28 protein-coding genes are annotated in these 23,199 nt (G+C 65.4%); 19 read left to right on the top strand and 9 right to left on the bottom strand.

Going from position 1 to position 23,199, the window contains the following annotated elements; all coding sequences use genetic code 11:
• Positions 1-150 precede the first annotated feature (150 nt).
• Positions 151-633, bottom strand: coding sequence for an iron-responsive transcriptional regulator RirA (gene rirA / locus NDN16_RS16025; RefSeq protein ID WP_251114471.1), 483 nt, complete (start codon positions 631-633; stop codon positions 151-153).
• Positions 634-924: 291 nt separating this feature from the next.
• Between rirA and NDN16_RS16020 the strand changes: the two genes are divergently transcribed.
• The 6 genes from NDN16_RS16020 (at position 925) to NDN16_RS15995 (ending at position 6,664) form a co-directional block, all read left to right on the top strand.
• Positions 925-1,827 carry an ABC transporter permease subunit gene (locus NDN16_RS16020; protein WP_251114546.1) on the top strand — a complete coding sequence of 301 codons (903 nt, stop codon included), beginning with the start codon at positions 925-927 and terminating at the stop codon, positions 1,825-1,827.
• 5 nt (positions 1,828-1,832) lie between these two features.
• Positions 1,833-3,284 carry a high-affinity branched-chain amino acid ABC transporter permease LivM gene (livM, locus tag NDN16_RS16015; protein ID WP_251114470.1) on the top strand — a complete coding sequence of 484 codons (1,452 nt, stop codon included), beginning with the start codon at positions 1,833-1,835 and terminating at the stop codon, positions 3,282-3,284.
• 29 nt (positions 3,285-3,313) lie between these two features.
• Positions 3,314-4,288, top strand: a complete 975-nt coding sequence (locus NDN16_RS16010) for an ABC transporter ATP-binding protein (protein ID WP_251114469.1) — start codon at positions 3,314-3,316, stop codon at positions 4,286-4,288.
• Complete coding sequence (locus NDN16_RS16005) at positions 4,285-5,040, top strand: ABC transporter ATP-binding protein (RefSeq protein ID WP_251114468.1); 756 nt, start codon at positions 4,285-4,287, stop codon at positions 5,038-5,040. Before NDN16_RS16010 ends, NDN16_RS16005 begins: the two co-directional genes overlap by 4 nt.
• The gene (locus tag NDN16_RS16000) at positions 5,040-5,390 is read left to right on the top strand and encodes a DUF6867 family protein (protein WP_251114467.1); all 351 of its coding nucleotides are present in this window, start codon (positions 5,040-5,042) and stop codon (positions 5,388-5,390) included. The genes NDN16_RS16005 and NDN16_RS16000 overlap by 1 nt, the downstream gene beginning before the upstream one ends.
• Positions 5,391-5,551: 161 nt before the next feature.
• Positions 5,552-6,664, top strand: coding sequence for a branched-chain amino acid ABC transporter substrate-binding protein (locus tag NDN16_RS15995; protein WP_251114545.1), 1,113 nt, complete (start codon positions 5,552-5,554; stop codon positions 6,662-6,664).
• Between the two features lie 90 nt (positions 6,665-6,754).
• Here NDN16_RS15995 and xylB read toward each other — a convergent pair whose 3' ends face one another.
• On the bottom strand, positions 6,755-8,209 hold the full coding sequence (gene xylB / locus NDN16_RS15990) for a xylulokinase (protein ID WP_251114466.1): 1,455 nt from the start codon (positions 8,207-8,209) through the stop codon (positions 6,755-6,757).
• 69 nt (positions 8,210-8,278) lie between these two features.
• Here xylB and NDN16_RS15985 point away from each other — a divergent pair, with 69 nt between their 5' ends.
• The 5 genes from NDN16_RS15985 to NDN16_RS15965 all read left to right on the top strand — a co-directional run bounded on the left by NDN16_RS15985 (position 8,279) and on the right by NDN16_RS15965 (position 11,716).
• Positions 8,279-9,136, top strand: a complete 858-nt coding sequence (locus tag NDN16_RS15985) for a D-amino-acid transaminase (protein ID WP_251114465.1) — start codon at positions 8,279-8,281, stop codon at positions 9,134-9,136.
• A gap of 91 nt (positions 9,137-9,227) precedes the next feature.
• A complete protein-coding gene (locus NDN16_RS15980; protein WP_251114464.1) occupies positions 9,228-9,791 on the top strand; it encodes a biotin transporter BioY in 564 nt (187 codons plus the stop codon).
• On the top strand, positions 9,788-10,462 hold the full coding sequence (locus NDN16_RS15975) for an energy-coupling factor ABC transporter ATP-binding protein (protein WP_251114463.1): 675 nt from the start codon (positions 9,788-9,790) through the stop codon (positions 10,460-10,462). Before NDN16_RS15980 ends, NDN16_RS15975 begins: the two co-directional genes overlap by 4 nt.
• Complete coding sequence (locus tag NDN16_RS15970; protein WP_251114462.1) at positions 10,459-11,046, top strand: energy-coupling factor transporter transmembrane component T family protein; 588 nt, start codon at positions 10,459-10,461, stop codon at positions 11,044-11,046. Before NDN16_RS15975 ends, NDN16_RS15970 begins: the two co-directional genes overlap by 4 nt.
• 64 nt (positions 11,047-11,110) lie before the next feature.
• The gene (locus NDN16_RS15965) at positions 11,111-11,716 is read left to right on the top strand and encodes a TIGR00730 family Rossman fold protein (protein ID WP_251114461.1); all 606 of its coding nucleotides are present in this window, start codon (positions 11,111-11,113) and stop codon (positions 11,714-11,716) included.
• A gap of 4 nt (positions 11,717-11,720) precedes the next feature.
• Here the strand turns inward: NDN16_RS15965 and rarD are convergent, their stop codons facing one another.
• The 4 genes from rarD to cysS all read right to left on the bottom strand — a co-directional run bounded on the left by rarD (position 11,721) and on the right by cysS (position 15,639).
• A complete protein-coding gene (gene rarD / locus NDN16_RS15960) occupies positions 11,721-12,665 on the bottom strand; it encodes an EamA family transporter RarD (RefSeq protein ID WP_251114460.1) in 945 nt (314 codons plus the stop codon).
• Between the two features lie 114 nt (positions 12,666-12,779).
• Positions 12,780-13,241 carry a GFA family protein gene (locus tag NDN16_RS15955; protein WP_251114459.1) on the bottom strand — a complete coding sequence of 154 codons (462 nt, stop codon included), beginning with the start codon at positions 13,239-13,241 and terminating at the stop codon, positions 12,780-12,782.
• The gene (gene pip, locus NDN16_RS15950; RefSeq protein WP_251114458.1) at positions 13,238-14,212 is read right to left on the bottom strand and encodes a prolyl aminopeptidase; all 975 of its coding nucleotides are present in this window, start codon (positions 14,210-14,212) and stop codon (positions 13,238-13,240) included. Before pip ends, NDN16_RS15955 begins: the two co-directional genes overlap by 4 nt.
• Positions 14,209-15,639 (bottom strand): cysteine--tRNA ligase, encoded by a 1,431-nt coding sequence (gene cysS, locus NDN16_RS15945; RefSeq protein ID WP_251114457.1) that lies wholly within the window; start codon positions 15,637-15,639, stop codon positions 14,209-14,211. Before cysS ends, pip begins: the two co-directional genes overlap by 4 nt.
• Positions 15,640-15,913: 274 nt before the next feature.
• Here cysS and NDN16_RS15940 point away from each other — a divergent pair, with 274 nt between their 5' ends.
• Positions 15,914-16,105 (top strand): hypothetical protein, encoded by a 192-nt coding sequence (locus NDN16_RS15940; RefSeq protein WP_251114456.1) that lies wholly within the window; start codon positions 15,914-15,916, stop codon positions 16,103-16,105.
• 10 nt (positions 16,106-16,115) lie between these two features.
• Here NDN16_RS15940 and NDN16_RS15935 read toward each other — a convergent pair whose 3' ends face one another.
• Positions 16,116-16,844 carry an SOS response-associated peptidase gene (locus tag NDN16_RS15935; protein WP_285292751.1) on the bottom strand — a complete coding sequence of 243 codons (729 nt, stop codon included), beginning with the start codon at positions 16,842-16,844 and terminating at the stop codon, positions 16,116-16,118.
• A 65-nt stretch (positions 16,845-16,909) separates the two neighbouring features.
• Here NDN16_RS15935 and NDN16_RS15930 point away from each other — a divergent pair, with 65 nt between their 5' ends.
• The 4 genes from NDN16_RS15930 (at position 16,910) to NDN16_RS15915 (ending at position 18,986) form a co-directional block, all read left to right on the top strand.
• A complete protein-coding gene (locus NDN16_RS15930; protein WP_251114454.1) occupies positions 16,910-17,350 on the top strand; it encodes an NUDIX domain-containing protein in 441 nt (146 codons plus the stop codon).
• 16 nt (positions 17,351-17,366) lie between these two features.
• Positions 17,367-17,771: a TIGR02301 family protein gene (locus NDN16_RS15925; protein WP_251114453.1), complete on the top strand. Its 405-nt coding sequence runs from the start codon at positions 17,367-17,369 to the stop codon at positions 17,769-17,771.
• Positions 17,772-17,899: 128 nt separating this feature from the next.
• Positions 17,900-18,160: a hypothetical protein gene (locus tag NDN16_RS15920; RefSeq protein WP_251114452.1), complete on the top strand. Its 261-nt coding sequence runs from the start codon at positions 17,900-17,902 to the stop codon at positions 18,158-18,160.
• Positions 18,141-18,986 carry a hypothetical protein gene (locus NDN16_RS15915; RefSeq protein ID WP_251114451.1) on the top strand — a complete coding sequence of 282 codons (846 nt, stop codon included), beginning with the start codon at positions 18,141-18,143 and terminating at the stop codon, positions 18,984-18,986. Before NDN16_RS15920 ends, NDN16_RS15915 begins: the two co-directional genes overlap by 20 nt.
• 26 nt (positions 18,987-19,012) lie before the next feature.
• On the opposite strand, the gene NDN16_RS15910 is transcribed toward NDN16_RS15915, so the two are convergent.
• Complete coding sequence (locus NDN16_RS15910; RefSeq protein ID WP_251114544.1) at positions 19,013-20,344, bottom strand: dihydroorotase; 1,332 nt, start codon at positions 20,342-20,344, stop codon at positions 19,013-19,015.
• Between the two features lie 116 nt (positions 20,345-20,460).
• Between NDN16_RS15910 and NDN16_RS15905 the strand changes: the two genes are divergently transcribed.
• From NDN16_RS15905 to NDN16_RS15895, 3 genes are read left to right on the top strand one after another with little or no spacing between them, the layout of a single operon-like run.
• Positions 20,461-21,294 (top strand): YgfZ/GcvT domain-containing protein, encoded by an 834-nt coding sequence (locus tag NDN16_RS15905; RefSeq protein ID WP_251114450.1) that lies wholly within the window; start codon positions 20,461-20,463, stop codon positions 21,292-21,294.
• Positions 21,295-21,323: 29 nt separating this feature from the next.
• Positions 21,324-21,908, top strand: a complete 585-nt coding sequence (locus tag NDN16_RS15900; protein ID WP_251114543.1) for a YfbR-like 5'-deoxynucleotidase — start codon at positions 21,324-21,326, stop codon at positions 21,906-21,908.
• Positions 21,909-21,937: 29 nt separating this feature from the next.
• Positions 21,938-22,477 (top strand): tyrosine phosphatase family protein, encoded by a 540-nt coding sequence (locus NDN16_RS15895; RefSeq protein WP_251114449.1) that lies wholly within the window; start codon positions 21,938-21,940, stop codon positions 22,475-22,477.
• Here NDN16_RS15895 and recO read toward each other — a convergent pair.
• Positions 22,431-23,168, bottom strand: coding sequence for a DNA repair protein RecO (recO, locus tag NDN16_RS15890; RefSeq protein ID WP_251114448.1), 738 nt, complete (start codon positions 23,166-23,168; stop codon positions 22,431-22,433). The two genes, NDN16_RS15895 and recO, sit on opposite strands and share 47 nt — an antisense overlap.
• Between the last annotated feature and the right edge of the window lie 31 nt (positions 23,169-23,199).

Below are 23,199 nucleotides of genomic sequence, written 5' to 3'. Positions count from 1 at the left end.
CTCCGGAAAGGCCGAGGGCCGGAAGGCCTCGGAACCGGACGAAGTTTCGCACCCGCGACGCGGTGGCATCAAGAAGGGCCCAACGACTTCGGGTTGAGAGCCGCATCCACCTTTGGTGGAAGATTTACGACCGTCCTTCGGGCAGCGGTTTCAGCCGGCCAGTGCGGCCGCGTCGGCGCGCCGAATGGGAGGCTGCAGGTCGGTGATACCGAGACGATGGCGGATCGCGCCCTTGTCCCCCACCAGCGTCTCGATCGTGTGCCTCTCAAGCGCGCCGAGAAAGGCGTTCAACGCCTCGCGAAGGGCGGAATTGAGTGCGCAGCTATCCACCAGCGGGCAATCCACCGCGCCGGTCTCGAAGCATTCCGCCAGCGAGAAGCTCTCCTCCGTCACCACGACGACCGCCTTCAGCGAAATCTCCGACGCGGGGCGCGCAAGACGTATGCCGCCATTGCGGCCGCGAATCGTCTCGATGAAACCGGCTTCCACCAGCGGCTGCAGAATCTTGAACAGAAAAAGCTCCGAGACGGAGTAGGCCGCGGCAATTTCGCCTACCCGGCTCAGCTTCCCGGAGTTGGCGGCGCAGTACATGAGCATCCGGATCGCATAGTTCGTCTGACGCGTTAGGCGCATCGGTTTCCTCCGAAAGCTGGGCGGCGCAAAGGCTGCCCGATACCGTTAGAACAATTCCAATCTTAATGAAAGGCCGCTCAACCATACCGGACCATAAAATTTGAGTTTTCAACTCAATTTTTCAACCGCACTATTTTAAACTTTAGATGATATTGCAAAGTCCATAAATCCAGTTGATCATCGCCATAAAAAATGATGCTACTTCAATCGTGCCTTTTTTTGAGGCGGATGGGACGCTGCAGCCAATCGGGAAGCGGGCGCGCGATGCGCTCGAGGGGGACTTACAACAATATGGAATATTTCCTGCAACAATTGATCAACGGGATCACCCTCGGGTCGATCTACGGGTTGATCGCCATCGGATACACGATGGTCTACGGTATTATCGGCATGATCAATTTCGCCCACGGCGAAGTGTTCATGATCGGCTCATTCATCGCACTTACGACATTTCTCGTCCTGATATCCTTCGGACTGACTTTCCTGCCGCTCATCCTGCTGCTCATCGTCATCGTGGCGATGTTGTTCACCTCGCTGTGGGGCTGGACGATCGAGCGCATCGCCTATCGGCCGCTGCGCGGCTCGTTCCGCCTTGCGCCGCTCATCACCGCCATCGGCATGTCGATATTTCTTCAGAACTTCGTCCAGGTGACGCAGGGTGCGCGCGTCAAGCCGCTGCCGCCGCAGATCCAGGGCAGCATCCAGGTGATACCGGGCGTGCAGATCTCCTACATGCAGATCACCATCATCGTGCTGACCCTGGTCCTGATGACGGTCTTCTCGCTCATCATCTCGCGCACCTCGCTGGGCCGCCAGCAGCGCGCCTGCGAGCAGGACGCCAAGATGGCCTCGCTGCTCGGCGTCAACGTCGACCGGACGATCTCCCTGACCTTCATCATGGGCGCCGCGCTCGCCTCCGTCGCGGGGCTGATGTACCTTCTCTATTACGGCGTCATCGATTTCTACATCGGCTTTCTGGCGGGCGTTAAGGCCTTCACGGCGGCGGTCCTCGGCGGCATCGGCTCGCTGCCCGGCGCAATGCTGGGCGGCTTGCTGATCGGCCTCATCGAGACGTTCTGGTCGGGTTATTTCTCCGTCGAATACAAGGATGTCGCCGCCTTCTCCATTCTGGCGATCGTGCTGATCTTCCTGCCCTCGGGCCTGCTTGGCCGCCCTGCCGTCGAGAAGGTCTGATCGCCATGTCCAATATTACGCCAGTCGACGTCAGCCCCGAGGCTGCCGAGATCACCGACGAGCAGCGCGCCGCCGCCATGCGGGGCGAGCCGCCCTTTTCCAACGCGCCCGTCAAACGAAGCAAGATCGCGACCGCACTGAAGGAATCGGTCGTCACGGCCGCGGTCGTCGCGGGCCTCGGCCTGTTCTTCCTGCTGCTGCGCACCGACATAGCGCCCGGTGGGCTGGTCCTGTCCTATCGCTGGGACATGTGGCTCACCGCCATCGGCCTTGCCTTCGTCGTCCGCTTCATCCTCAGCCTGACGATCTTCCAGGCAGAAAAGCCGCTCAAGGAGCGTTTCGGGGGCAAAGCGCTGCCCGGCGTCGGAAGCCGCGTGCGCAAGGTCCTGGCCGCAGCGTTGTTCCTGCTGGCCCTGACCTTCCCCTTCGTGATCGGATACGTGCTGCCCGGCCGGGAACGCTACATGATCGACCTCGCCATCCTGATCGTCACCTATGTGATGCTCGGCTGGGGACTCAACATCGTGGTCGGCCTGGCCGGCCTTCTGGACCTCGGCTACGTCGCGTTCTATGCGGTCGGCGCCTACTCCTTCGCGCTGCTCGCCATCAATTTCGATCTCGGCTTCTGGGTCTGCCTGCCGATGGCCGGCCTATTCGCCGCACTCTGGGGCGTGATGCTGGGCTTTCCGGTCCTGCGCCTGCGGGGCGACTACCTGGCCATCGTAACACTGGCCTTCGGTGAGATCATCCGCGTCGTCCTGTTGAACTGGGGCGAGTTCACCGGCGGCCCGAACGGCCTCCTGGGCATTCCGCGTCCGACATTCTTCGGGCTGGAGTTCGGGCGGGGCGAAGGCTCCTTCGCAGACTATTTCGGGTTGGAGCCCTCGACGCTCCATCGCTTCATCTATCTCTACTACATCATCCTCGCTCTCGCCCTCCTGACCAATTTCGTCACGATGCGCCTGCGCAAACTGCCCATCGGCCGGGCCTGGGAGGCGCTCCGCGAGGATGAGATCGCCTGCCGTGCGCTGGGCATCAACACCACCAACGTCAAGCTGACGGCCTTCGCCACGGGCGCGATGTTCGGCGGCTTCGCCGGCTCGTTCTTCGCGACCCGGCAGGGCTTCATCTCCCCCGAAAGCTTCACCTTCCTGGAATCGGCGATCATCCTCGCCATCGTGGTTCTGGGCGGGCTCGGCTCGCAGATCGGTGTCGTGATCGCCTCGATCGTCATGATCGGTGGCATCGAGCTCCTGCGGAACCTGACGGTCCTGCAGGCCGTATTCGGGGCGAATTTCGACCCGACCGAGTACCGCATGCTGATCTTCGGCGTCGCCATGGTGGCCATCATGGTCTGGAAACCGCGCGGGCTCGTTTCCTCACGGTCGCCATCGGCAGTCTACAAAGAGAAGAAGAAGATCGGCGCCGACATGGTGGCCCAGGGCGAAGGGCACTGAGCATGATCGCCAATACGGAACAGACACGAATGGCATCCAGCCAGCGGTGGACGGCAGACCCCGTCCTGACGGTCGAGCATCTGACGATGCGTTTCGGTGGCCTCACGGCCATCGACGATCTCTCCTTCGAAGTCGGGCGCGGAGACATCACCGCGCTCATCGGCCCCAACGGCGCCGGCAAGACGACCGTGTTCAACTGCGTCACCGGCTTCTACAAGCCGACCGAAGGCCGCATCACGCTGCGGCGCGGGCGCGGCATCCCCGCGCGGGCGGTCGAAGACCTGACGCGCAGCGGCCGGCAGCACCTTAAGGCCGAAGGCGGCGAGCTTTTCCTGCTCGAGCGCATGGCCGACTTCAAGATCACGCACACCGCCGGCGTCGCCCGCACCTTCCAGAACATCCGCCTGTTCGGCGGCATGACGGTGTTCGAAAACCTGCTCGTGGCGCAGCACAACCGGCTCATGGTGGCTTCGGGCTTCACCTTCGCCGGCCTCGTCGGCCTGCCGTCGTACCGCCGTGCGCGCGAGCAGGCACAGGATCTCGCGGTCGACTGGCTGAAGCGGACGGCCCTGCTGGATCGTGCCGACGACCCGGCAGCGGATCTTTCCTACGGCGATCAGCGCCGGCTGGAAATCGCCCGCGCCATGTGCACCCATCCGGCGCTCCTGTGCCTCGACGAGCCGGCAGCGGGCCTCAACCCCCGCGAATCGGCGGAGCTCAACGACCTGTTGCGATCGATCCGCGACGATGACGGCGTTTCCATCCTGCTGATCGAGCATGACATGGGCGTCGTCATGGAGATTTCGGATCACATCGTGGTTCTGGACTACGGCAAGAAGATCTCGGACGGCACGCCCGACAGCGTACGCAACGATCCGAACGTCATCGCCGCCTATCTCGGGGTCGACGACGAAGAGGTCGAGGCCGTCGAGGAAAAGCTCGAAAAGGGCGACGTCGACGCGGCCATCGCCGAAGCCAACCTAGACCAGGGAACCGCCCGATGAGCGCCGTCCATCCCAACGCAGCGCCCGCCTCGGCGCCGCTTCTGTCCATCCGCGGGGTCGAAACGTTCTACGGCAAGATCCAGGCGCTCCGTGGCGTCGACGTGGACGTCCACGAGGGCGAGATCGTGACGCTTATCGGCGCCAACGGCGCCGGCAAATCCACCCTCATGATGACGGTTTGCGGCAACCCCCGCGCCCGATCGGGGCAGATCGTCTATCGGGGCGAGGACATCACCCATCTGCCGACGCACGACATCATGAAGCGGCAGATCGCCCAGTCTCCGGAAGGCCGCCGCATCTTCGGCCGAATGACGGTGATGGAAAACCTGCAGATGGGCACCACCCTGATCGGGCAGGATCATTTCGACGAGGACCTCGAGCGCATATTCACCCTCTTCCCGAGGCTGAAGGAGCGTATCGAGCAGCGGGCCGGCACATTGTCGGGCGGCGAGCAGCAGATGCTCGCCATCGCCCGCGCTCTGATGAGCCGTCCGAAGCTGCTGCTTCTCGACGAACCCTCGCTGGGCCTCGCTCCGATCATCGTGAAGCAAATCTTCGAAGCGATCCGCGAATTGAACCGAAACGAGGGGCTGACAGTCTTCCTGGTGGAACAGAACGCCTTTCATGCCCTGCGCCTGGCGCATCGCGGCTATGTGATGGTCAACGGCACGATAACGATGTCCGGCACTGGACGCGAACTTTTGGCGCGTGAAGAGATCCGCAGCGCCTATCTCGAAGGCGGGAGGCACTGATGCAGCCGGAAATGACGCTTCTCTGGGAAGTCACCTTCTTCGAATTCGTGCTGGTGACGGCGGTCATCGGCGGCGGCATGGCCTACATGATCGGGCGCTCCACCGCCATCACCTGGAGCGGATGGGGGCTCATGGCCTTCTATGTGCTGCTGCTGACGATCGCCGTTCGCTTCATCCACTTCAGCCTGTTCCACGGAACGTTCTTCCTTCCGTTCGAAACCGTGTCGACCGCGCTGCACTACGCGGCGATCGACTACGTCGTTCTGTTCCTGCTCGCCGCCATCGGTCGCTGGCGTACCCGCTCGTCGCAGATGGCGCGCCAGTACCGCTTTCTCGACCAGCGGGCTTGAACTGGGCACGGATTGACGCCGCACAAGAATTAATCTTCCGGCGGCGTCTTTCCCATTTCATAATCCCCTGGACTGGTCTTTAATCCAGCAAGGGCACCGCACGGCACCAGCATTCAGAGAGCCTGCCGGGGGTGGATCGTCAACAATATGGGAAGGTCATGATGAAGAAAGCACTTTTGGCCGGTGTGGCCCTCAATCTCGTTCTGTCCGGCGCGGCTCTCGCCGACATCACGATCGGCGTCGCCGGTCCGATGACGGGTCAGTACGCCACGTTCGGCCAGCAGCTTCGCGTCGGCGCCGAGCAGGCCATCAAGGACATCAACGCGGCCGGCGGCGTCAATGGCGAGCAGTTGAAGCTGTCCATCGGCGACGACGCCTGCGATCCGAAGCAGGCCGTGGCGGTTGCCAACCAGTACGCATCGGAAGGCGTCGTCTTCGTGGCCGGCCATTTCTGCTCGGGCTCGTCCATCCCGGCCAGCCAGGTCTATGCCGAGGAAGGGATCGTCATGATCTCGCCGGCGTCGACCAACCCGGACTTCACCGACAAGCGCCCGGCCGACGGCATCTACCGCGTCTGCGGCCGCGACGACCAGCAGGGCGAAGTCGCCGGCGCCTATATCGCCGAGCATTTCGGCGACAAGAACGTGGCGATCCTCAACGACAAGTCGGCCTACGGCAAGGGGCTGGCCGACGAGACGGAAGCGTCCCTGAAGGCTGCCGGCAAGGAGCCTTCGCTGGTCGAAGCCTACACCGCCGGTGAAAAGGACTACACCGCGCTGGTTTCGAAGATGAAGCAGGCGGACATCGGCCTCGTCTACATCGGCGGCTATCATACCGAAGCCGGCCTGATCGCCCGCCAGATGAAGGAACAGGGCGTCACCGCCGTGATCATGTCGGGCGATGCCATCGTGACCGACGAGTATTGGGCGATCACCGGCGACGCCGGCGAAGGCACCCTCATGACCTTCTCGCCGGATCCGCGCAAGAACCCGATCGCCGAACCCGTCGTCAAGGAGATCGAAGCCGAGGGCAAGTCCGCCGAAGGCTATGCGCTCTACACCTATGCGGCGATCCAGGCCTGGGCCGATGCCGTGAAGGCTGCCGGCTCGACGGAGTACGACGCCGTCGTCGAAGCACTCGACGCGGGCGATTTCTCGACCGTCATCGGCGACCTGAAGTTCGACGACAAGGGCGACGTCACCTTGCCCGGCTATGTCGTCTACGAATGGAAGAACGGCAAGTACGACTACGTCGAGACCGCGTCCGCACAGTAAGCGGACGTCATTGCCGAAGTGCCCGGACCGGGGCGGCCTTGCCGCCCCGGTTCTTTCAATTGCAGCGTTTCCTACCCATATGGAATCACTCTAGACCATCAGGCTGCGGATCACCGGGTAGGCAAGCCGGTATCGGCGGTAAGCCGCATCGAAGGAACTGGCCGGCGCTTCACGCGGGGAGAACCGGCTTGCAACCGGCGGCATCGTCATGACGTCATCCGGCGCCGCGCCCTCGGCGGCGCAGAGGCCGAGACGCGCGGCGCCGAAGGCCGCACCGAAATCGCCGGACGCGGGCAGCACGATGTCCCGCTTGAGCACGTCCGCCAGGATCTGCAGCCACGCAGCGGACCGGGATCCCGCGCCGACGGCGATCAACGGTCCCTCGCCCCTGACGCCGCCTCCTGCCTCCTGACAATCGCGCATGGAAAACGCGACGCCCTCCATGACCGCGCGGGTCATGTCCATACGTGTCGTCTCGGCGGACAGGCCGACGAAGGCGCCCCGGACCACAGCATCGTTATGCGGCGTCCGTTCCCCTGCCAGATAGGGCAGGAACAAGAGGCGCGAGGCCTCGTCGGGGGCCTGCCCGATCTCGCCGGACAGGGCCTGCGGCGTCTGCCCCACAACCCCCGCCAGCCATTCAAGCGAACCTGCCGCCGACAGCGTCACGCCCATATGGTGCCACAGGCCTGGAATGGCATGGCAGAACGTGTGGAGGGCGGTTTCCGGCGCCGGCTCGTAGCCGCGCGACGGCGTGAACAGAACGCCGGACGTGCCCAGCGACAAAAAGCCTGTTCCGGGCTCGGTCACGCCGACCCCGCATGCGGATGCGGCATTGTCCCCTGCGCCGCCCGCGACGACGATACCGGCGTGCAAGCCCAGTTCGCGCGCCAGTTCGTCCCGCAGCCGGCCCGCGGCCTGTGTGCCCTCGACAAGGCCCGGCATTGCCGTCCGGTCCATCCCGGTCTTTTCCAGCATGCGGGCAGACCAGCGTCGCGCACCGGTGTCGAGCCAGGACGTGCCTGCCGAATCCGACAGGTCGGACAACAATTCGCCCGTCAGCCACAGTCGCAGGTAGTCCTTCGGCAGCAGGACATGCGAAAGGCGCTCACGCAGCCGCGGCTCATGGCGCGCTACCCAGACCAGCTTGGGAGCAGTGAAGCCGGGAAACACGATATTCCCGGTGATCGCGCGTGATTCCTCGTCATCGAGAGCTTGCGCTTCCGCGTGGGCCCGGCTGTCGTTCCACAGGATACAGGGCCGCAGAACCGCATGACCGGCGTCCAGCAGCGTGGCGCCATGCATCTGGCCGGACAGGCCGATAGCCCGCACCTCCGCCATGGCGTGCGGCGCGTGGCGGGCCAGTTCGGAGATCGCAACGCGGGCCGCTTCCACCCAGCGTGCCGGATCCTGTTCCGACCAGCCGTAGTGCGGCCGCTGGACGGACAACGGCGCATGCGCGGCGGCGACGGCCGTCTGCCGCTCGTCGATCAGCAGGGCCTTGAGGGACGAGGTACCGAGATCGAGCCCGAGATAATATGCCAACAGCGCCTCCCGTGATGCTGCGTCATCGTTTATAGGCTGACGAGCCGAAGGCAAGCTTGGGGTTTCGTCATGAGTCGCATCGTATACACCAACGGTTCCTATGTGCCCGAGGATGAAGCCCGTATCTCGGTCTTCGATCGCGGCTTCCTCTTCGGCGATGCGGTCTACGAGGTCACCAGCGTGCTCGAGGGCCGGCTGATCGATTTCCCCGGCCACATGCGCCGCCTGCGCCGCTCGCTTGCCGAACTCGCCCTTCCCTCGCCGGCCGGCGACGAAGAGCTGCTCGACATCCATCGAGAACTCTTGCGTCGCAACGACCTTGGCGAAGGCGGCGTCTACATGATGGTCTCGCGCGGGGCGGCCGACCGCGATTTCGTATTCCCGCCCGAAGGCACTCCACCGACGCTCGTCGCCTTCACGCAAAGCTGGAACGAGGCGAAGTCGCCGGAGATCGAGACCGGGCTGAAGGTGGCCTTCGTACCCGACCTCAGATGGGGCCGGCGCGACATCAAGACGGTGCAGCTCCTTTGGCCGTCCATGGCCAAGATGGAAGCCCGGCGGCAGGGCAAGGACGATGCCTGGCTGGTCGAGGACGGCATGATCACCGAGGGCACGTCCAACAATGCCTTCATCATCGACGCCCGAGGCCACATCATCACGCGCGCCCTGTCCAACAGCATCCTGCATGGCACGACACGGGCGAACCTGCTGCGCCTTGCCGCGGAAAAGGGCCTTGTCGTGGAGGAACGCCCCTTCTCCACCGACGAGGCGCGCAACGCGGTGGAGGCGTTCATCACCTCGGCCGGAGCCTTCGTCATGCCTGTCACGGAGATCGACGGCGTCGCCATCGGCGACGGCAGGCCCGGGCCGATTACCCGCACTCTGCGGCGCATCTACATGGAAGAGGCCCTGCGCACCGCGATTTGACATCGCGATCAATCAGCAGTCACTGGCGGCGAAGCCCGCCCCATGCAAGATCACGGCACGGATCATCCGGCAGAAGGGGAGCATCATCCGAATGGAAACGCGTGATATCGTTCAGATAGCCCTGTTCGCGGCTCTCATGGCCGTACTGGGCCTGTTTCCGCCATTGACCGTACCGTTGATCGGCATTCCCATTACCGCGCAATCCATGGGCCCGATGCTGATGGGCGGCGTGCTCGGCGCCCGCAAGGGCGGCCTGACGATGCTGCTGTTCATCCTGCTGGTCGCCGCCGGCCTGCCGCTGCTGTCTGGTGGGCGGGGCGGTCTCGGCTACCTCATGGGTCCGTGGTCGGGCTTCATCTATGGCTGGCTTGCGGCCGCCATCGTGGCGGGCTGGCTGACGGAGCGTGCCTGGGGCAGGCTCAACTTCGTCACCTCCTTCCTGATCTCCGTCGCGGGCGGTATCGGCGTCGTCTACGCGATCGGCGTCCCGTGGTATGCGGCGGCATCCGGGATGGATCTCCTGTCCGCGTTCGCCACATCGGTTCTCGCGTTCATCCCCGGCGATCTCATCAAGGCCGGCATAGCCGCTGCCGTCGTGGTTTTGGTGAAACGGTCCTACCCGCTGATCCGGGGCCGCATCGCCGCAAGCCATTGATCGTCTTCGACGACGTAACGCTGACACGCGGCACGACGACCGTCCTGTCGCATGTCGGCCTGCGGTTGACGGAAAGGCGGATCGGCATCCTCGGAGCCAACGGATCCGGCAAGAGCAGCCTGTGCCGCCTGATCAACGGCCTGCTCATGCCCACGACGGGCCGTGTCCGCGTTTTCGACCGCGATACGCGCGAAGACGCCAAGGCGATCCGGCGCGACGTCGGCTTCGTCTTCCAGAACCCCGACAACCAGATCGTCTATCCCACCGTGGGCGAAGACCTCGCCTTCGGCCTGAAAAACCGCGGCATTCCGAAGGCCGAGATGCAGGAGCGCATCGCCGCCGCCCTGGCCGAGCGCGGGCTCGGCGGCTTCGAGGATCGACTGGTCCACGAATTGTCCGGGGGCCAGCGCCAGCTCGTCGCACTGGCCGGAGTGCTCGTGCTGCGCCCGCGCATCCTGGTCCTGGACGAACCCACCACCCTCCTCGACCTGCGCAATACCCGCATGCTGATGCGGGCCCTCGACGATAGTCCGGCACAGGTGGTGATGGCGACGCACGACCTGTCCCTGTTGTCCGAATTCGACCGGGCCATCTGCTTCGACCGGGGCATCGTCGTCCATGACGGCCCACCCGACGCGGTGGTGGCAGCCTACAAAGCCATGCAGGCATGATAGCGGGGCTGTATATCGCCGGTGACAGCCCGGTCCATCGGATGGGCGCCGGGCTCAAACTGGCCGTTCTCGCGATCGGCAGCACGATGCTTTTCGTTTCCGGCGGCTGGGTCGGCGCGACGGCCGGCCTGTTGGCGGCTGTCGCGGCCTATGCGTTGGCCGGGCTTGGGCCACGGATGATCTGGCGGCAGTTTCGCGGGCTTCTTCCGATCCTCATCCTGATCGGGCTGACACACGTGTTGCTGGGCGACTGGCGATCCGCCCCCGTTCCGCTTCTGCGGCTGACGGCGGTGGTCCTGGCCGCGAACCTCGTTACCCTGACGACGCGCAGCATGGACATCACGGCAGCGATAGAACGCGGGCTTTCGCCCTTCACGCGCATCGTCCCGCCCGGCAAGGTGGCCCTGGCGATAGCGCTGACATTGCGTTTCATACCCGTCCTGTCGGCCATCAAGGATGAGATCCGCGAGGCGCAGCGCGCCCGCGGCCTGGAGCGCAGCCTGCTTGCCCTCGCCGTGCCTTTGATCGTCCGCAGCCTCCGGATGACCGACGAGGTGGCCGAGGCCATCGAAGCGCGAAGCTGACGGACGATACCGCACTGCAAAACCCCGCTTGACTTGCAGCCCCGCCGCGGCGGACTCTGCCGTCATGACAAAGATTCGCTCCCTGTGCGTCTATTGCGGCTCTTCAGCCGGTAACGCGCCCCACTATCTCGAAGCAGCCTACGCCCTGGGCGAGGCCATGGGCCGATCCGGCATCCGCCTGGTTTACGGCGGCGGCACGCGTGGCATCATGGGCGCCGTGTCGGATGGCGTCATCCGTGCGGGAGGACAGGTGACGGGCATCATCCCGCGCTTCCTGATCGACATGGAGGCGACCGAGCGCGAGTTGAAGCGGCTGGACGAGTTGATCGTCACGCAGGACATGCACGAGCGCAAGCACAAGATGTTCGAACGCTCGGACGCCTTCGTCGCCCTTCCCGGCGGCATCGGCACGCTGGAGGAGCTTGTCGAGATCATGACCTGGGGCCAGCTCGGCCGTCACCGGAAGCCCATCGTCATCGCCAATATCGGCGATTTCTGGCGTCCGCTGGCCTCCCTGCTCGATCATATGAGCGCGGAAGGCTTCCTCCACACGGCGCATCAGGTGCGCCCGCTGGTCATCGACCGCGTGGAAGATATCCTGCCCTCCATCGAGGCCGCCGCCGCAACGACCTCGGACACCGGCCGCGCAGAAATCATCGAACGTCTTTGACGCTTCAGCAGCCGGGCATGGCCGTTGCCTTGCGGGCGCGCCGCCGGCGCTGGCCGTCGGCGACGAGCGACCAGGTGTAGATGGCCAGCGCGAACCATATGAAGCCGAAGGCGACGAGCCTCCAGGGGCCGAAGGGTTCACCGAACAGATAGACGGCCGTCAGGACCAGCAGCGTCGGCACCATATATTGCAGGATGCCGATGGTGGACAGTTTCAGCATGCGGGCACCGGCCGCGAACAGGATGAGCGGGATTGCCGTCAGCGGACCGGAGCCGATCAGAAGCAGCGTTTCGCCGGTGCTGGCGCCGAACCGCGCCTCGCCCCGGGAGACCAGCCAGACGCAGACGGCGAGCGCCGGCAACAAGAGGATGAGCACCTCCAGGAAGAAGCCTTCGGCGGCCCCGATGGGAATGAGCTTGCGCAGAAGGCCGTAGCTGCCGAAGGACAAGGCCAGGATCAGCGATATGATCGGCAGGCCGCCCGCCATCACCGTCATCACCAGCACGCCGATCGCGGCGAATGCTATGGCCACGGCCTGCAGCCGTGTCGGCCTTTCTCCCAGGAAGGCAGCCCCCAGCAGAATGCTGACCAGCGGGTTGATGTAGTAGCCGAGCGCCGCCTCTACCGCCTGTCCGTTGATGACGGCGTAGACATAGGTTCCCCAGTTCAGGGTGATGACCGATGCCGTCAGCGCGGCAAGGCCCAGATAAGCGGGCGTCAGAAAGGCGCGCATCCCCGCAAGGCGCCCGCGCCAGGCCAGCAGGGCGGCCACGAAGGGCACCGCCCAGGCGATGCGATGGGCCACGATCTCGGCTGTCGGAACATGCGCGAGCGATTTGAAATAGAGCGGCACAAGGAGGCCCCAGATCAGATAGGCGCTGATCGCCGCGGCGTACCCGCGACCGGACTCCGCCTCCGTGGTCTGCGCAGCAGGGCTTCTCTGTTCCATCGGGCCGCCGCCTTCCTGTCGTTCTGGAAGGGCAGCTCTACCACTTATGCCGGGTGCAGAACCAAGCATTCTCGTCATGGCTGCGATCAGGCACGGTGATGGACCAAACCGCCGTCAGTCGTGATCGGGATGCTGGCAGGAGCGGATGTCCGCCAGCCAGGCAAGGCCTTCGTGATCGTCCGTCGTCGGACGGCCTGGAAGGTCCGGCAATCCGTCGGTATACGGCAACTTACCTTCGGTGCCGTACTGCACGACGGGCGGCAGACCGGCAGGGTCGTCGAAGGCCCCGATGGCAAGCGCGACGCCGTCCGGCGCCTCGTATGTCAGCGGCGTTCCGCAGCGCGGACAGAAGCCGCGAAGGACATGGTTGGACGATCGGAATCGGCTGGGCTCGGCCCCGGCCCATCTCAGATGCGCCGAGCCTACGGAAACGAGGGCGGCGAAGACATTGCCGAACGCCTTCTGGCACATGCGGCAATGGCAGATCGAGGCATCGCCCGGCCGGCCTTCCAGCGTAAAGCGAACCGCACCGCATTGGCACCCGCCCTTGAGCACGGGCTTGTTGTCCAACGTCATTTCCCCTCCCCCTCCCCGGCGGCAAAGCGGTTCGTAGCCTCGACCAGGCTGGAAAGCGTGCCGGGTTCCGAGAAGGCGTGCCCGGCATCCTCCACAATTCGCAAGGTGGATGCCGGCCAGGCCTTGTGCAGGTCCCATGCGGTGACCGGCGGCGTCACCACGTCGTAACGTCCCTGCACGATCGTGCCCGGAATGTTCGCAAGGGTGCCGGCATTGGCGATGAGTTGCCCCTCCTCCAGCCACAGATCGTGGGCGAAGAAATGGTTCTCGATCCGGGCGAAGGCGATGGTGGCCTCGCCGGCCTGCCCGTCCATGCCGGAATGCTGCGGCATCGAGCGCATCGATACGGTCTTGGCTTCCCAATCCGTCCAGCTCCGTGCGGCACGCGCGCGCACGGCCCGATCGTCGGATGTCAGCAGGCGGCGATAGGCGGCGATCGGGTCGTCGCGCTCCGGCAGATCCAGCGGCGCCACGAACCGCTCCCAGGCATCGGGGAACAGGCGGCTTGCGCCCTCGCGGTAGAACCAGTCGAGCTCGCTGCGACGCCCGGTGAACACGCCTCGCAGGATAAGGCCGGAGACATTTTGCGGGTGAGCCTGCGCGTAAGCCAAGGCAAGCGTCGCCCCCCACGAGCCGCCGAAGACGAGCCAGCGTTCCGCGCCCGTCACGAGGCGCAGCCTCTCTATGTCCGCGACGAGATCGTGGGTCGTATTATCCTCCAGCCGGCCCAGCGGCGTCGACCGGCCACAGCCGCGCTGGTCGAACAGCAGAATGCGGTACCGGCGCGGATCGAAGAGCCTGCGATGAACGGGGCCGCATCCGCTTCCCGGTCCGCCATGCAGGAAAACCACGGGTATTCCGTCCGGGTTGCCGCAGAGCTCCCAGTACAGCTGATGGCCGCCACCGACATCGAGCCGCCCCTGCCGGTATGGCTCGATCGCCGGAAACAGCAGTGTCGCTCCGTCCTTCATCTACGTCTTTCCCAACTGGTCGTCCGCTCGCCCGTCGCCGCGTCGCGCCCATCCTTCAGGAGGATGCCCTCGACGGCAAGGGCATCGCGAATGGCATCGGCGGCCGCGAATTCCTTGCGTTTCAACAGATCGAGACGCTCGGCGATCCGTTCAAGGGATGCGGCGTCGAGCGTGTCGCCGCGCAGCGGCTCGATGCCGATCAGCCGAAGGCTGGCAAGCGCCGCGCCGGCCTCGCCGCCATCGAACAACTCATGCACCCGCGCGATGGCCGCGGACAGCGCCAGATCGTCCTTCAGCGCATCCATAAAACGCGGATCGGGCTCGGCGTCATGCGGCGTAGCCGACAAGCCCGCCGCACGCGCCATCCGCTCCCATCGATCCAGTTCACGAAGGGCCTCTTCCAGCCGGGCCTGGGTAAAGTCGAGGGGCTCGCGATAATGCGTCTTCAGGAGCGCCAGCCGCACAACCTCGCCCGGCCACGAACGGCCGCCGATCCGCGTGGTCGCCAGAATGTCGTTGATGGTGACGAAATTGCCTTCCGATTTCGACATCTTGCGCCCCTCCACCTGCACGAAGCCGTTGTGCAGCCATATCTGCGCCATCCGGTCGGTGCCGTGCGCGCAGCAGGACTGGGCGATCTCGTTTTCGTGGTGGGGGAAGATCAGGTCCAGGCCGCCGCCATGGATGTCGAAGACGGGGCCGAGGTGCACCTCGCTCATGGCCGAGCATTCGATATGCCATCCCGGCCGCCCACGCCCGTCGATGCCGGCCGGCGAAGACCATCCCGGTTCGTCCATCGTGGAAGGTTTCCAGAGCACGAAGTCGGTCGGGTCTTTCTTGTAGGACGCGACCTCGACCCGCGCGCCTGCGATCATCTCGTCCAGGCTGCGGCCCGACAGGGCGCCATAAGCCGGCATGGACGGCGTGTGGAACAGCACATGGCCGTCGGCCACATAGGCGTTGCCCTTGTCGACCAGGGTTTCGATCATCGCCCTCATGGCGTCGATGTGATCGGTCGCGCGCGGCTCCACATCCGGCGGAAGCGCCCCCAGGGCGGCGATATCTTCATGAAACTGCCGCGTCGTGCCCTCCGTCACCCGGGCGATGGCCTCGTTCAACGGCAGGTCCGGATGCTCGCTGGCCGCGCGCGCGTTGATCTTGTCGTCCACGTCGGTGATGTTGCGAACGTAACGAACGTGCGCATCGCCGTAGAGATGGCGCAGAAGACGGTACAGCGTATCGAAGACGATGACCGGGCGCGCATTGCCGATATGCGCGAAGTCGTAGACGGTCGGTCCGCAGACATACATGCGCACCTGCCGCGCCTCGGCCGTGAGGCCGGCATCCGCCCAGTCCAGAGGGCGGAACGCCTCCTTGCGGCGCGTCAGCGTGTTGGTCAGCGCAAGCCCGCGAAACCCGTCGTCCATGATGTCTCATACCCCGTCATAACAGGCCGCGATTGCTAGCCGGATTTCTCCGCCAAGACAATTCGCGCGCGGCGTGCGCGCTATCCGCGCCCCGCAGCAACACGAAACCGTGTTTCTTGGCTCGATGCCGGCAAGATTCGACGTTCACGCTTCGTTACAACGCTTTTACTTTTTGTTAGCTGTAACGCGCAATATTACTGAGATACTCGCCGTTATCCGGTCGCAATTGATCAGTTCAATGGACGCCGGGACGATCAGATTAACGAGACTGACGATGAAGACGCAGAACCAGACCCAGGACCCATTCCGCTCCAGGCGCGAGCGCGAGAGCGAAGTGAACCTGGTGCAGAAGTACCGGGGAATCGGGATCGCGGCGGTGGCTGCCGCAGGTTCGCGGGTGGGCCGCCTGTCGACCGGCGCTCAGCCGGCATCGCGCGCCGGAAGTCTGGTGGAAGCCGTCGACTGAGGCCGGCGCGTCAAAGCGCGAGCCGCCCCTGGGCGGGCGGCTCGGGCGCCGGACGTGGCCGCTGGATATCCGGCGACATGTCCGTCGCCGAATTGACGCGATCCGAGATCGCGTCGATCTGCCAGTCCATTTCGTCGGCACCGCTGAATACGGGCTGCAGCGCATGCGGCGGAACGTTGCGGCAGTCCAGCCAAAGCTGCTCCATATCGCGCTGCAGCGTCACGGGTTCGCGCGGGTGGATATCGGCCAATCGCCCCGCGGCCGGACGCGTCAGGATGGCCACCGTATCGATCTCGCTGCCATCGGCGGCGAGATAGGTTTCCATGATGGCGGCGAAACCGAATGCCTGCCGATCCGCCGGCCGGATGAAGTACGGGATCGGCCTGCCGGAAATCTGCTTGCGCCACTCGTAGAAGCCGCTTGCCGGCACGATGCACCGCCGGTGCGTCAGGGCCGGCCGGAAGGCGTTGCGAGCGGCAGCCGTCTCCGAGCGGGCGTTGAACAGCAGCGGCATGGAAGCGACATCGCGCGTCCACGCCGGGATAAGGCCCCAACGCGCCAGAAGCGCCTGCCGGCCCGACTGCCAGGCCTCCGGCCTGTGTTCGCTGCCGCCGATCACGATCAGGACGGGCTGGGACGGCGCGATATTGTATCGCGCCGGAAATTCTTCCGGCAGCGCGACGTCGAACCGTTGGCTCACGTCTTCGGGCGCATGGGTCAGGCAAAAACGTCCGCACATACCTGGCAGATGGCCGCCAGGAAGCGTCCCGTCAAGCGATCGGGGCGATCGTGAAAGGATGATGCATGATGACATCGCGGCTTGCCGTATCCGCCTGTCTCTTCGATCCACAGGGCCGCGTTCTTCTGGTGAAGCGCCGCAACGAACCCTTTGCCGGGCGCTGGAGCCTGCCGGGCGGGCGCGTCGAGGCCGGCGAGAGCCTGGCGCAGGCCGTCCACCGCGAGGTGCTGGAGGAAACGGGGGTTACAGCCTGCTCACCGACCCTCTTGCGCAGGATCGAGGCGGGCGATGGGCACAACAAGTTCGTGATCGCGGTGTTCTTCGGGACGGTCGAGCAGCCGGCGCAGGCCGGCGATGACGCGGCCGCAGTCGCTCTGGTGGACGTCGTCGCGCTTGCCCGGCTGGCCGAAACCGAGGGCGTGACGCCCGGGCTCGTCGAAATCGTAACCATGGCGCAACAAAGACTTCGAGAGACCGGCGGCGCGCTTGCCAGCGACAGGTCGTAGAGGCCATTCTTCACCCATGATGAAAAGCCTGCGCAATGCCATTCCCGCCATGTTCGTCGCGCTTGCCGTTGCGGGCCCCGGCGGGGCGCAGGAGGCTGCGCCGCCGCCGCCCGCCATGCCGGCTGCCTACATGAAGCCGCTCGAGCGGCTGTCGACGATCCTCGGTTCCGTTCACTATCTGCGCAGTCTCTGCGGCGCGGACGACGCCGACAGTTGGCGCGAGCGCATGACCGCTCTTCTGGAAACGCAGAAGCCGAGCGAAAGCGAGCGGCGGATTCTCGTCGCCCATTTCAACGGCGCTTATCGCGCCTTCGAATCCACCTACCGGCGTTGCACGCCTTCCGCGGAACTGGCTGTCGAACGCTACCTGAAGGAGGGTGCGAAGCTTTCGACCGAGATCGCCTCGCGCTACGGCACATGATCGGGGCGCATGGCAGCTACGCCGAAAAGCTTAACATTAATGGCAGCTTGTGGCCTTCGAGCCCTTCCCTTCCAAAAGCAAAGAGGCTTAAACGGGGAGGTCGCATCGAAACGCAAGGGGTTTGGTACATGATCGATCTGCATGGGGCCGAACTGGACGAAGCGGTGGCCGCCGAAAAGAAGCAGGTCGCCTTCGAGTACCATAACGAAGCCTGGGCCGATGGCATGTCGGACGGTATCGAAGCCGAGATCCTTGCAGAAACGGCCATCTCCACCGCCCTTACGGAGCTTGTCCGCCGGCATGGGGAAACCGAAGTGCTGGAACTGATGGATATCCTGCGCACCCGGATCGAGCACGGCGAGTTCCGTGGTGAACGCAATCTTCAATAAGCCCATCGCCCTTGCGCTCCTGGTGGCAGCATCGGCGGTGCCGCCGATGCTGGCTGCCGTGGCCGCGCCTGCGGCCGCCTTTTCGCAGATCCAGCCCGAGGAAGGCATATTCCAGCGCCGGGAAGGCATCGTCACGGTGCCGCTGCCGCCGCTGGACGACGCGCGGCCAACGATCGGCGAACCGTCCCGGCGCGATTTCGACGAACCATCGGACATGCCACCGGCGCCACCGGGAGGTCCGGCCCATACCCCGGACGGCTCCATCCGCGACCAGGATGCGCCGCCGGGCCGCCCGGCCGTCGACGACGATGTCTCCGGCGCTCCCGGTGCGCTGCCCCTGGCGGAAGACGATTCCGATCCGCTTCCCGTCTTCTATGGCGACGAGTCGCTGCCGAAGCCCGTCCGGGATCTGCGGGAACGGCTTCTCGATGCCGCACGCAGCGGCGACGTGGAGAAGCTGAGACCGTATCTGGAGCCGGGCGAGGATGGGACCGCGTTGTCGGTCTTTCCGCTCGACGGCGACCCGGTCGAATTCCTGAAGGCCAACTCCGGAGACGGCGACGGCGTCGAGATGATGGCGATATTGCTGGAGGTGCTGGAAAGCGGCCATGTCCGCGTCGATCCCGGCCGGGACAGCGAAATCTATGTCTGGCCTTACTTCACGCAGGTTCCGCTGGAGACGCTCGACAAGCCGAAGCTCGTCGAGTTGTTCGAGCTGGTAACCGCCGGGGACTATCAGCGCATGCTCGAGAACGGCGCCTATGATTTTTACCGGGTCGGCATCTCGCCGGAAGGCCGGCTCGAATTCTTCCTAATGGCCGACTGACAGGACGTACCGGCTTCCGACGCCTGTCAGGCCGGCAGCGCCTCCGCGAAGCGGGCCGCCTCGCCGCGTGACGGCATGACCACCTCTCCCTCCCACATCACGCGCTGGCCACGGACGATGGTGCCGACCGGCCAGCCGATCACCTCGACGCCGTCATAAGGCGTCCATTGCGCGCGCGAACCGATCCACGAATTGCGGATCGTCTCACGCCGCTTGAGGTCGACGACGGTAAGATCGGCGTCGTAGCCGACGGCGATCCGCCCCTTGCCCGCCAACCCGAAGATGCGCTGCGGCCCGGCCGAAGTCAGGTCCACGAAACGCGCCAGGCTGAGCCGCCCCTTCGACACGTGATCCAGCATGATGGGCACCAGGGTCTGCACGCCGGTCATGCCGGAGGGCGATGCCGGGTAGGGCTTCGACTTTTCCTCAAGCGTGTGGGGTGCATGGTCGGAACCGAGCACGTCGACGATCCCCTGAGCGATGCCATGCCAGATGCCGCTCCGATGTGCGTCCGAGCGGACCGGCGGGTTCATCTGCAACAAAGTGCCGAGGCGCGCGTAGTCCGCATCGGACATGGTCAGGTGATGCGGCGTCGCCTCGCACGTCGCATGGTCCTTGTGATCGGCCAGGAAGAGGATTTCCTCGGCCGTCGAGATATGGAGAACATGGATTCGCGCGCCTGTTTCCCGTGCGATCCGAACGAGACGCCGGGTGGATTCCATCGCGGCGACGGCATCGCGCCAGACGGGGTGCGAGGACGGATCGCCCTCGACACGCTCGCCCATGCGCTCCCGAAGGCGATACTCGTCCTCCGAATGGAAGGCTGCGCGGCGGCGCGTGTTCCGCAGGATCTCCCGCACGCCGTCATCGTCCTCGACCAGGAGCGAACCTGTCGAGGAGCCCATGAATACCTTGATGCCGGCGGCGCCCGGAAGCCGCTCCAGTTCGGGCACGTCGCCGGCATTCTCCCGCGTGCCGCCCACCCAGAAGGCGAAGTCGCAATGCATGCGATGGTGCCCGCGAGCCACCTTGTCGGCCAGAACCGCCTCACTGGTCGTCAGCGGATCGGTGTTGGGCATCTCGAATACGGTCGTGACGCCGCCCAGAACGGCCGCCCGGGACCCCGTCTCCAGATCTTCCTTGTGGGTGGGGCCAGGTTCGCGGAAATGCACCTGGCTGTCGATGACGCCCGGCAGGATATGCAGGCCGGTGCAGTCGACGACCTCGCCGGCAGCCTCCGCCGCGATGCTTCCGATATGAGCGATGCGTCCGTTGCGGATGCCGATATCGCGGAGGCCCTCGCCATCCTGATTGACGACCGTGCCACCCTTGAGCACCGTTTCGAACCGCTCGGCCATCATCGCGCCTCTCTCCTTCGTGCAACCACGTTCTGGGCGATACAGGGCCCGAGGCGGTTGCGCAACCGCCTCGGGCCGGCCATATCTGGCCGACCAACCAGCCCCTGGATGCCACCATGCCCTCTGCCCGCCAGCCCGACCGAGCGACCCTGCATGTGACCGGCCCCGATGCCCGCCACTTCCTGCAGAACCTGATCACGACCGAGCTGGACGGGATGCCCGACACCGAGGCGCGCCCGGGTGCGCTTCTGACCCCGCAAGGCAAGATCCTGTTCGACTTCCTGGTTTCGAACCTTTCCGACGGCATCCGGCTGGACGTCTCCGCTTCGGCCCGCGACGCGCTGGCCCGGCGGCTGCAGCTTTACCGCCTGCGCGCCAAGGCCGAGATCGCGCCATCCGACGAGGCCGTCGCAGCCGCCTGGAACCTGGATATCGCCGGCCTGCGCGACATGCGCTTTCCGGACAGGACCATGTTGCGGCTTTACGGGCCGGATGCCGAAGGGGCGGGCGAGGAGGCCGGCGCCTATCGCGCAATCCGCATCGCCGAAGGCGTCGCGGAAGCGGAGGCCGATTTCCCGTCCGGCGACGTTTTCCCCCACGACGTGCTGATGGACCAGAACGGCGGCGTTTCCTTCCGGAAAGGATGCTTCGTCGGACAGGAGGTCGTTTCGCGGATGCAGCATCGCGGCACGGCGCGAAAGCGCATCATGGTTCTCCGGGCCCAGTCGCACATCACGCCCGGCGCCAATGTGGAAGCCGGCGGCAAGACCATCGGCACGGTGCTTTCTTCCGCCGATACGGTGGCCATGGCGCTGATCCGCATCGACCGTCTGGCCGACGCCCTCGGCGCCGACCACCAGCCCACTGCCGACGGAGTCGCGGTAAGCGCGGAGGTGCCCGCCTGGGCCGGCTACGCGTTGCCAGAAGCTGGCGGGAGCCAGGAAGCGTGAGCCCCCGCGCACCTCGCGTCTGGCAGCGCATGCTGTCGGGCCGGCGTCTGGACCTGATGGACCCCTCGCCCCTCGATATCGAACTGGCCGACATCGCGCATGGATTGGCCCGGGTCGCCCGCTGGAACGGGCAGACCACCGGCGAACATGCCTTCTCCGTGGCCCAGCATTCGCTTGTGGTGGAGCAACTGCTTTCCTCCGGCGGCGACGATGCGCGCTGGCGGCTGGCCGCGCTGCTGCATGATGCGCCCGAATACGTCATCGGTGATATGATCTCGCCGTTCAAGAGCGTCCTCGGCGCCGGCTACAAGGCGATCGAAAACCGGCTGCAGCGGGCGATCCACCTGCGTTTCGGCCTGCCGGCGGAACTGCCGGCCGCCACGGCACGGCAGGTGAAGAGGGCCGACAAGCTGTCTGCCTATTTCGAGGCAACCCTTCTGGCCGGTTTCACGGTTCAGGAGGCCGAAGCGCTTTTCTGCCGGCCCGACGGTGCGACGGTCGATCCGTACCTGTTGCGACCGCTGCCGGCGGCGGAGGTGGAAACCCTGTATATCGAACGCTTCACTGCCCTCGACATCTTGGCGAAGGGCGCGGCTGTTCCAGTTTCCTGCTGACACCGGAACGCCGCTGAAGGTAAAGGCCGATGTCCTATCTCGTCGTATCGTCTCTCCGGGATCTGCCCGCAACGGTTGCGGCGCATGGCGCGCTGGACCTCGTGACGCTGATCAACGCCGACACCGAAGTAACGCGCCCCGCCGAGATCGCCCCGGAGCGCCATCTGTTTCTGGGGATGAACGATATCGCTGCGCCGCTGGACGGCATGATCCTGCCGGGTGACGACCATATGGATGCCCTGCTGGAATTCGGACATCGATGGGACAGGCGAAAACCGCTGGCCGTCCATTGCTGGGCGGGCATCTCCCGATCGACCGCCGCCGCTTACATCCTGGCGATTGCGATCAACGAGGAGCTGGACGAGGAAGCGCTGGCCCGCGAATTGCGGCGGCGGGCGCCCTCGGCAACGCCGAACGCGCTGCTGGTCGCACTGGCCGATCGCAAGCTCGGCCGCCAGGGCCGCATGGTGGAAGCCATCCGCAGCATCGGACGCGGCGCCGACGCCTTTTCCGGCACGCCCTTCACGCTTCCGCTGACGCTCGAAGCGCCCGCTCCAGCGCTGCAATGAAAGCCCCCCGCGAATGCGGCTCGCCCTGCCCGCGCGGCACCCAGATGTTGCGTGCCAGGAAATGGCCGGTCAGCGCGAACCCGTCCAACATATCGCTCCAGCCGGGCGCCTCGTCATGGACGAGGCATCGCGGCAGCGGCAGCAGCCGGTCTGCCCACGGCGCACCCGCCGCTTCCGTCACCGCCCGGCCGGTGCGCGGCGATACATAGGCAAGGCCTTCGACAGCCCCCGTCAGCGCGCAGGCCGACAGATCGAGGCCCAGCCCCAGTTCGTCCAGCAAGGCGAGTTCGAACCCCAGCATCATGCCGCCGGCAAGGCGGCGATCCTGAAGATTCGGCAGCATGGTCAGGCACGCATCGTACAGGCGCTCATGCGGATCGCGTTCCGGCAGCAGGCGTATATGCGCGGCAAGCAGTTGCACGCCCTGCAGCGCCAGCGCGCTTTCCATGAAGGCGGCGGCGCGCATCTCCAACGGCTCTACGGTCAGCGTGCCCAGATGCTCGTCCAGCCGGGCGCGCCAGTTGGCCTCCACCCGGTTGCCCGGCTGCAGCACTGGCTGCTGGCGTCGCGACCGGCCGCCGCGGACCAGGCCCAGATGCCGGCCTCGCGTTCGCGTCATCAGTTCGGCGACGACGCTGGTTTCACCATGGCGGCGGACCCCCAGTATGATCGCCTCTTCGCGCCACTCCATAAGCGTCCAGTCCGATGGCGGGATGGGCAGC

Source organism: Aureimonas altamirensis, assembly GCF_023702225.1.
Lineage (GTDB): Bacteria > Pseudomonadota > Alphaproteobacteria > Rhizobiales > Rhizobiaceae > Aureimonas > Aureimonas altamirensis_B.
This window is presented reverse-complemented; position numbering and strand designations above follow the sequence as displayed.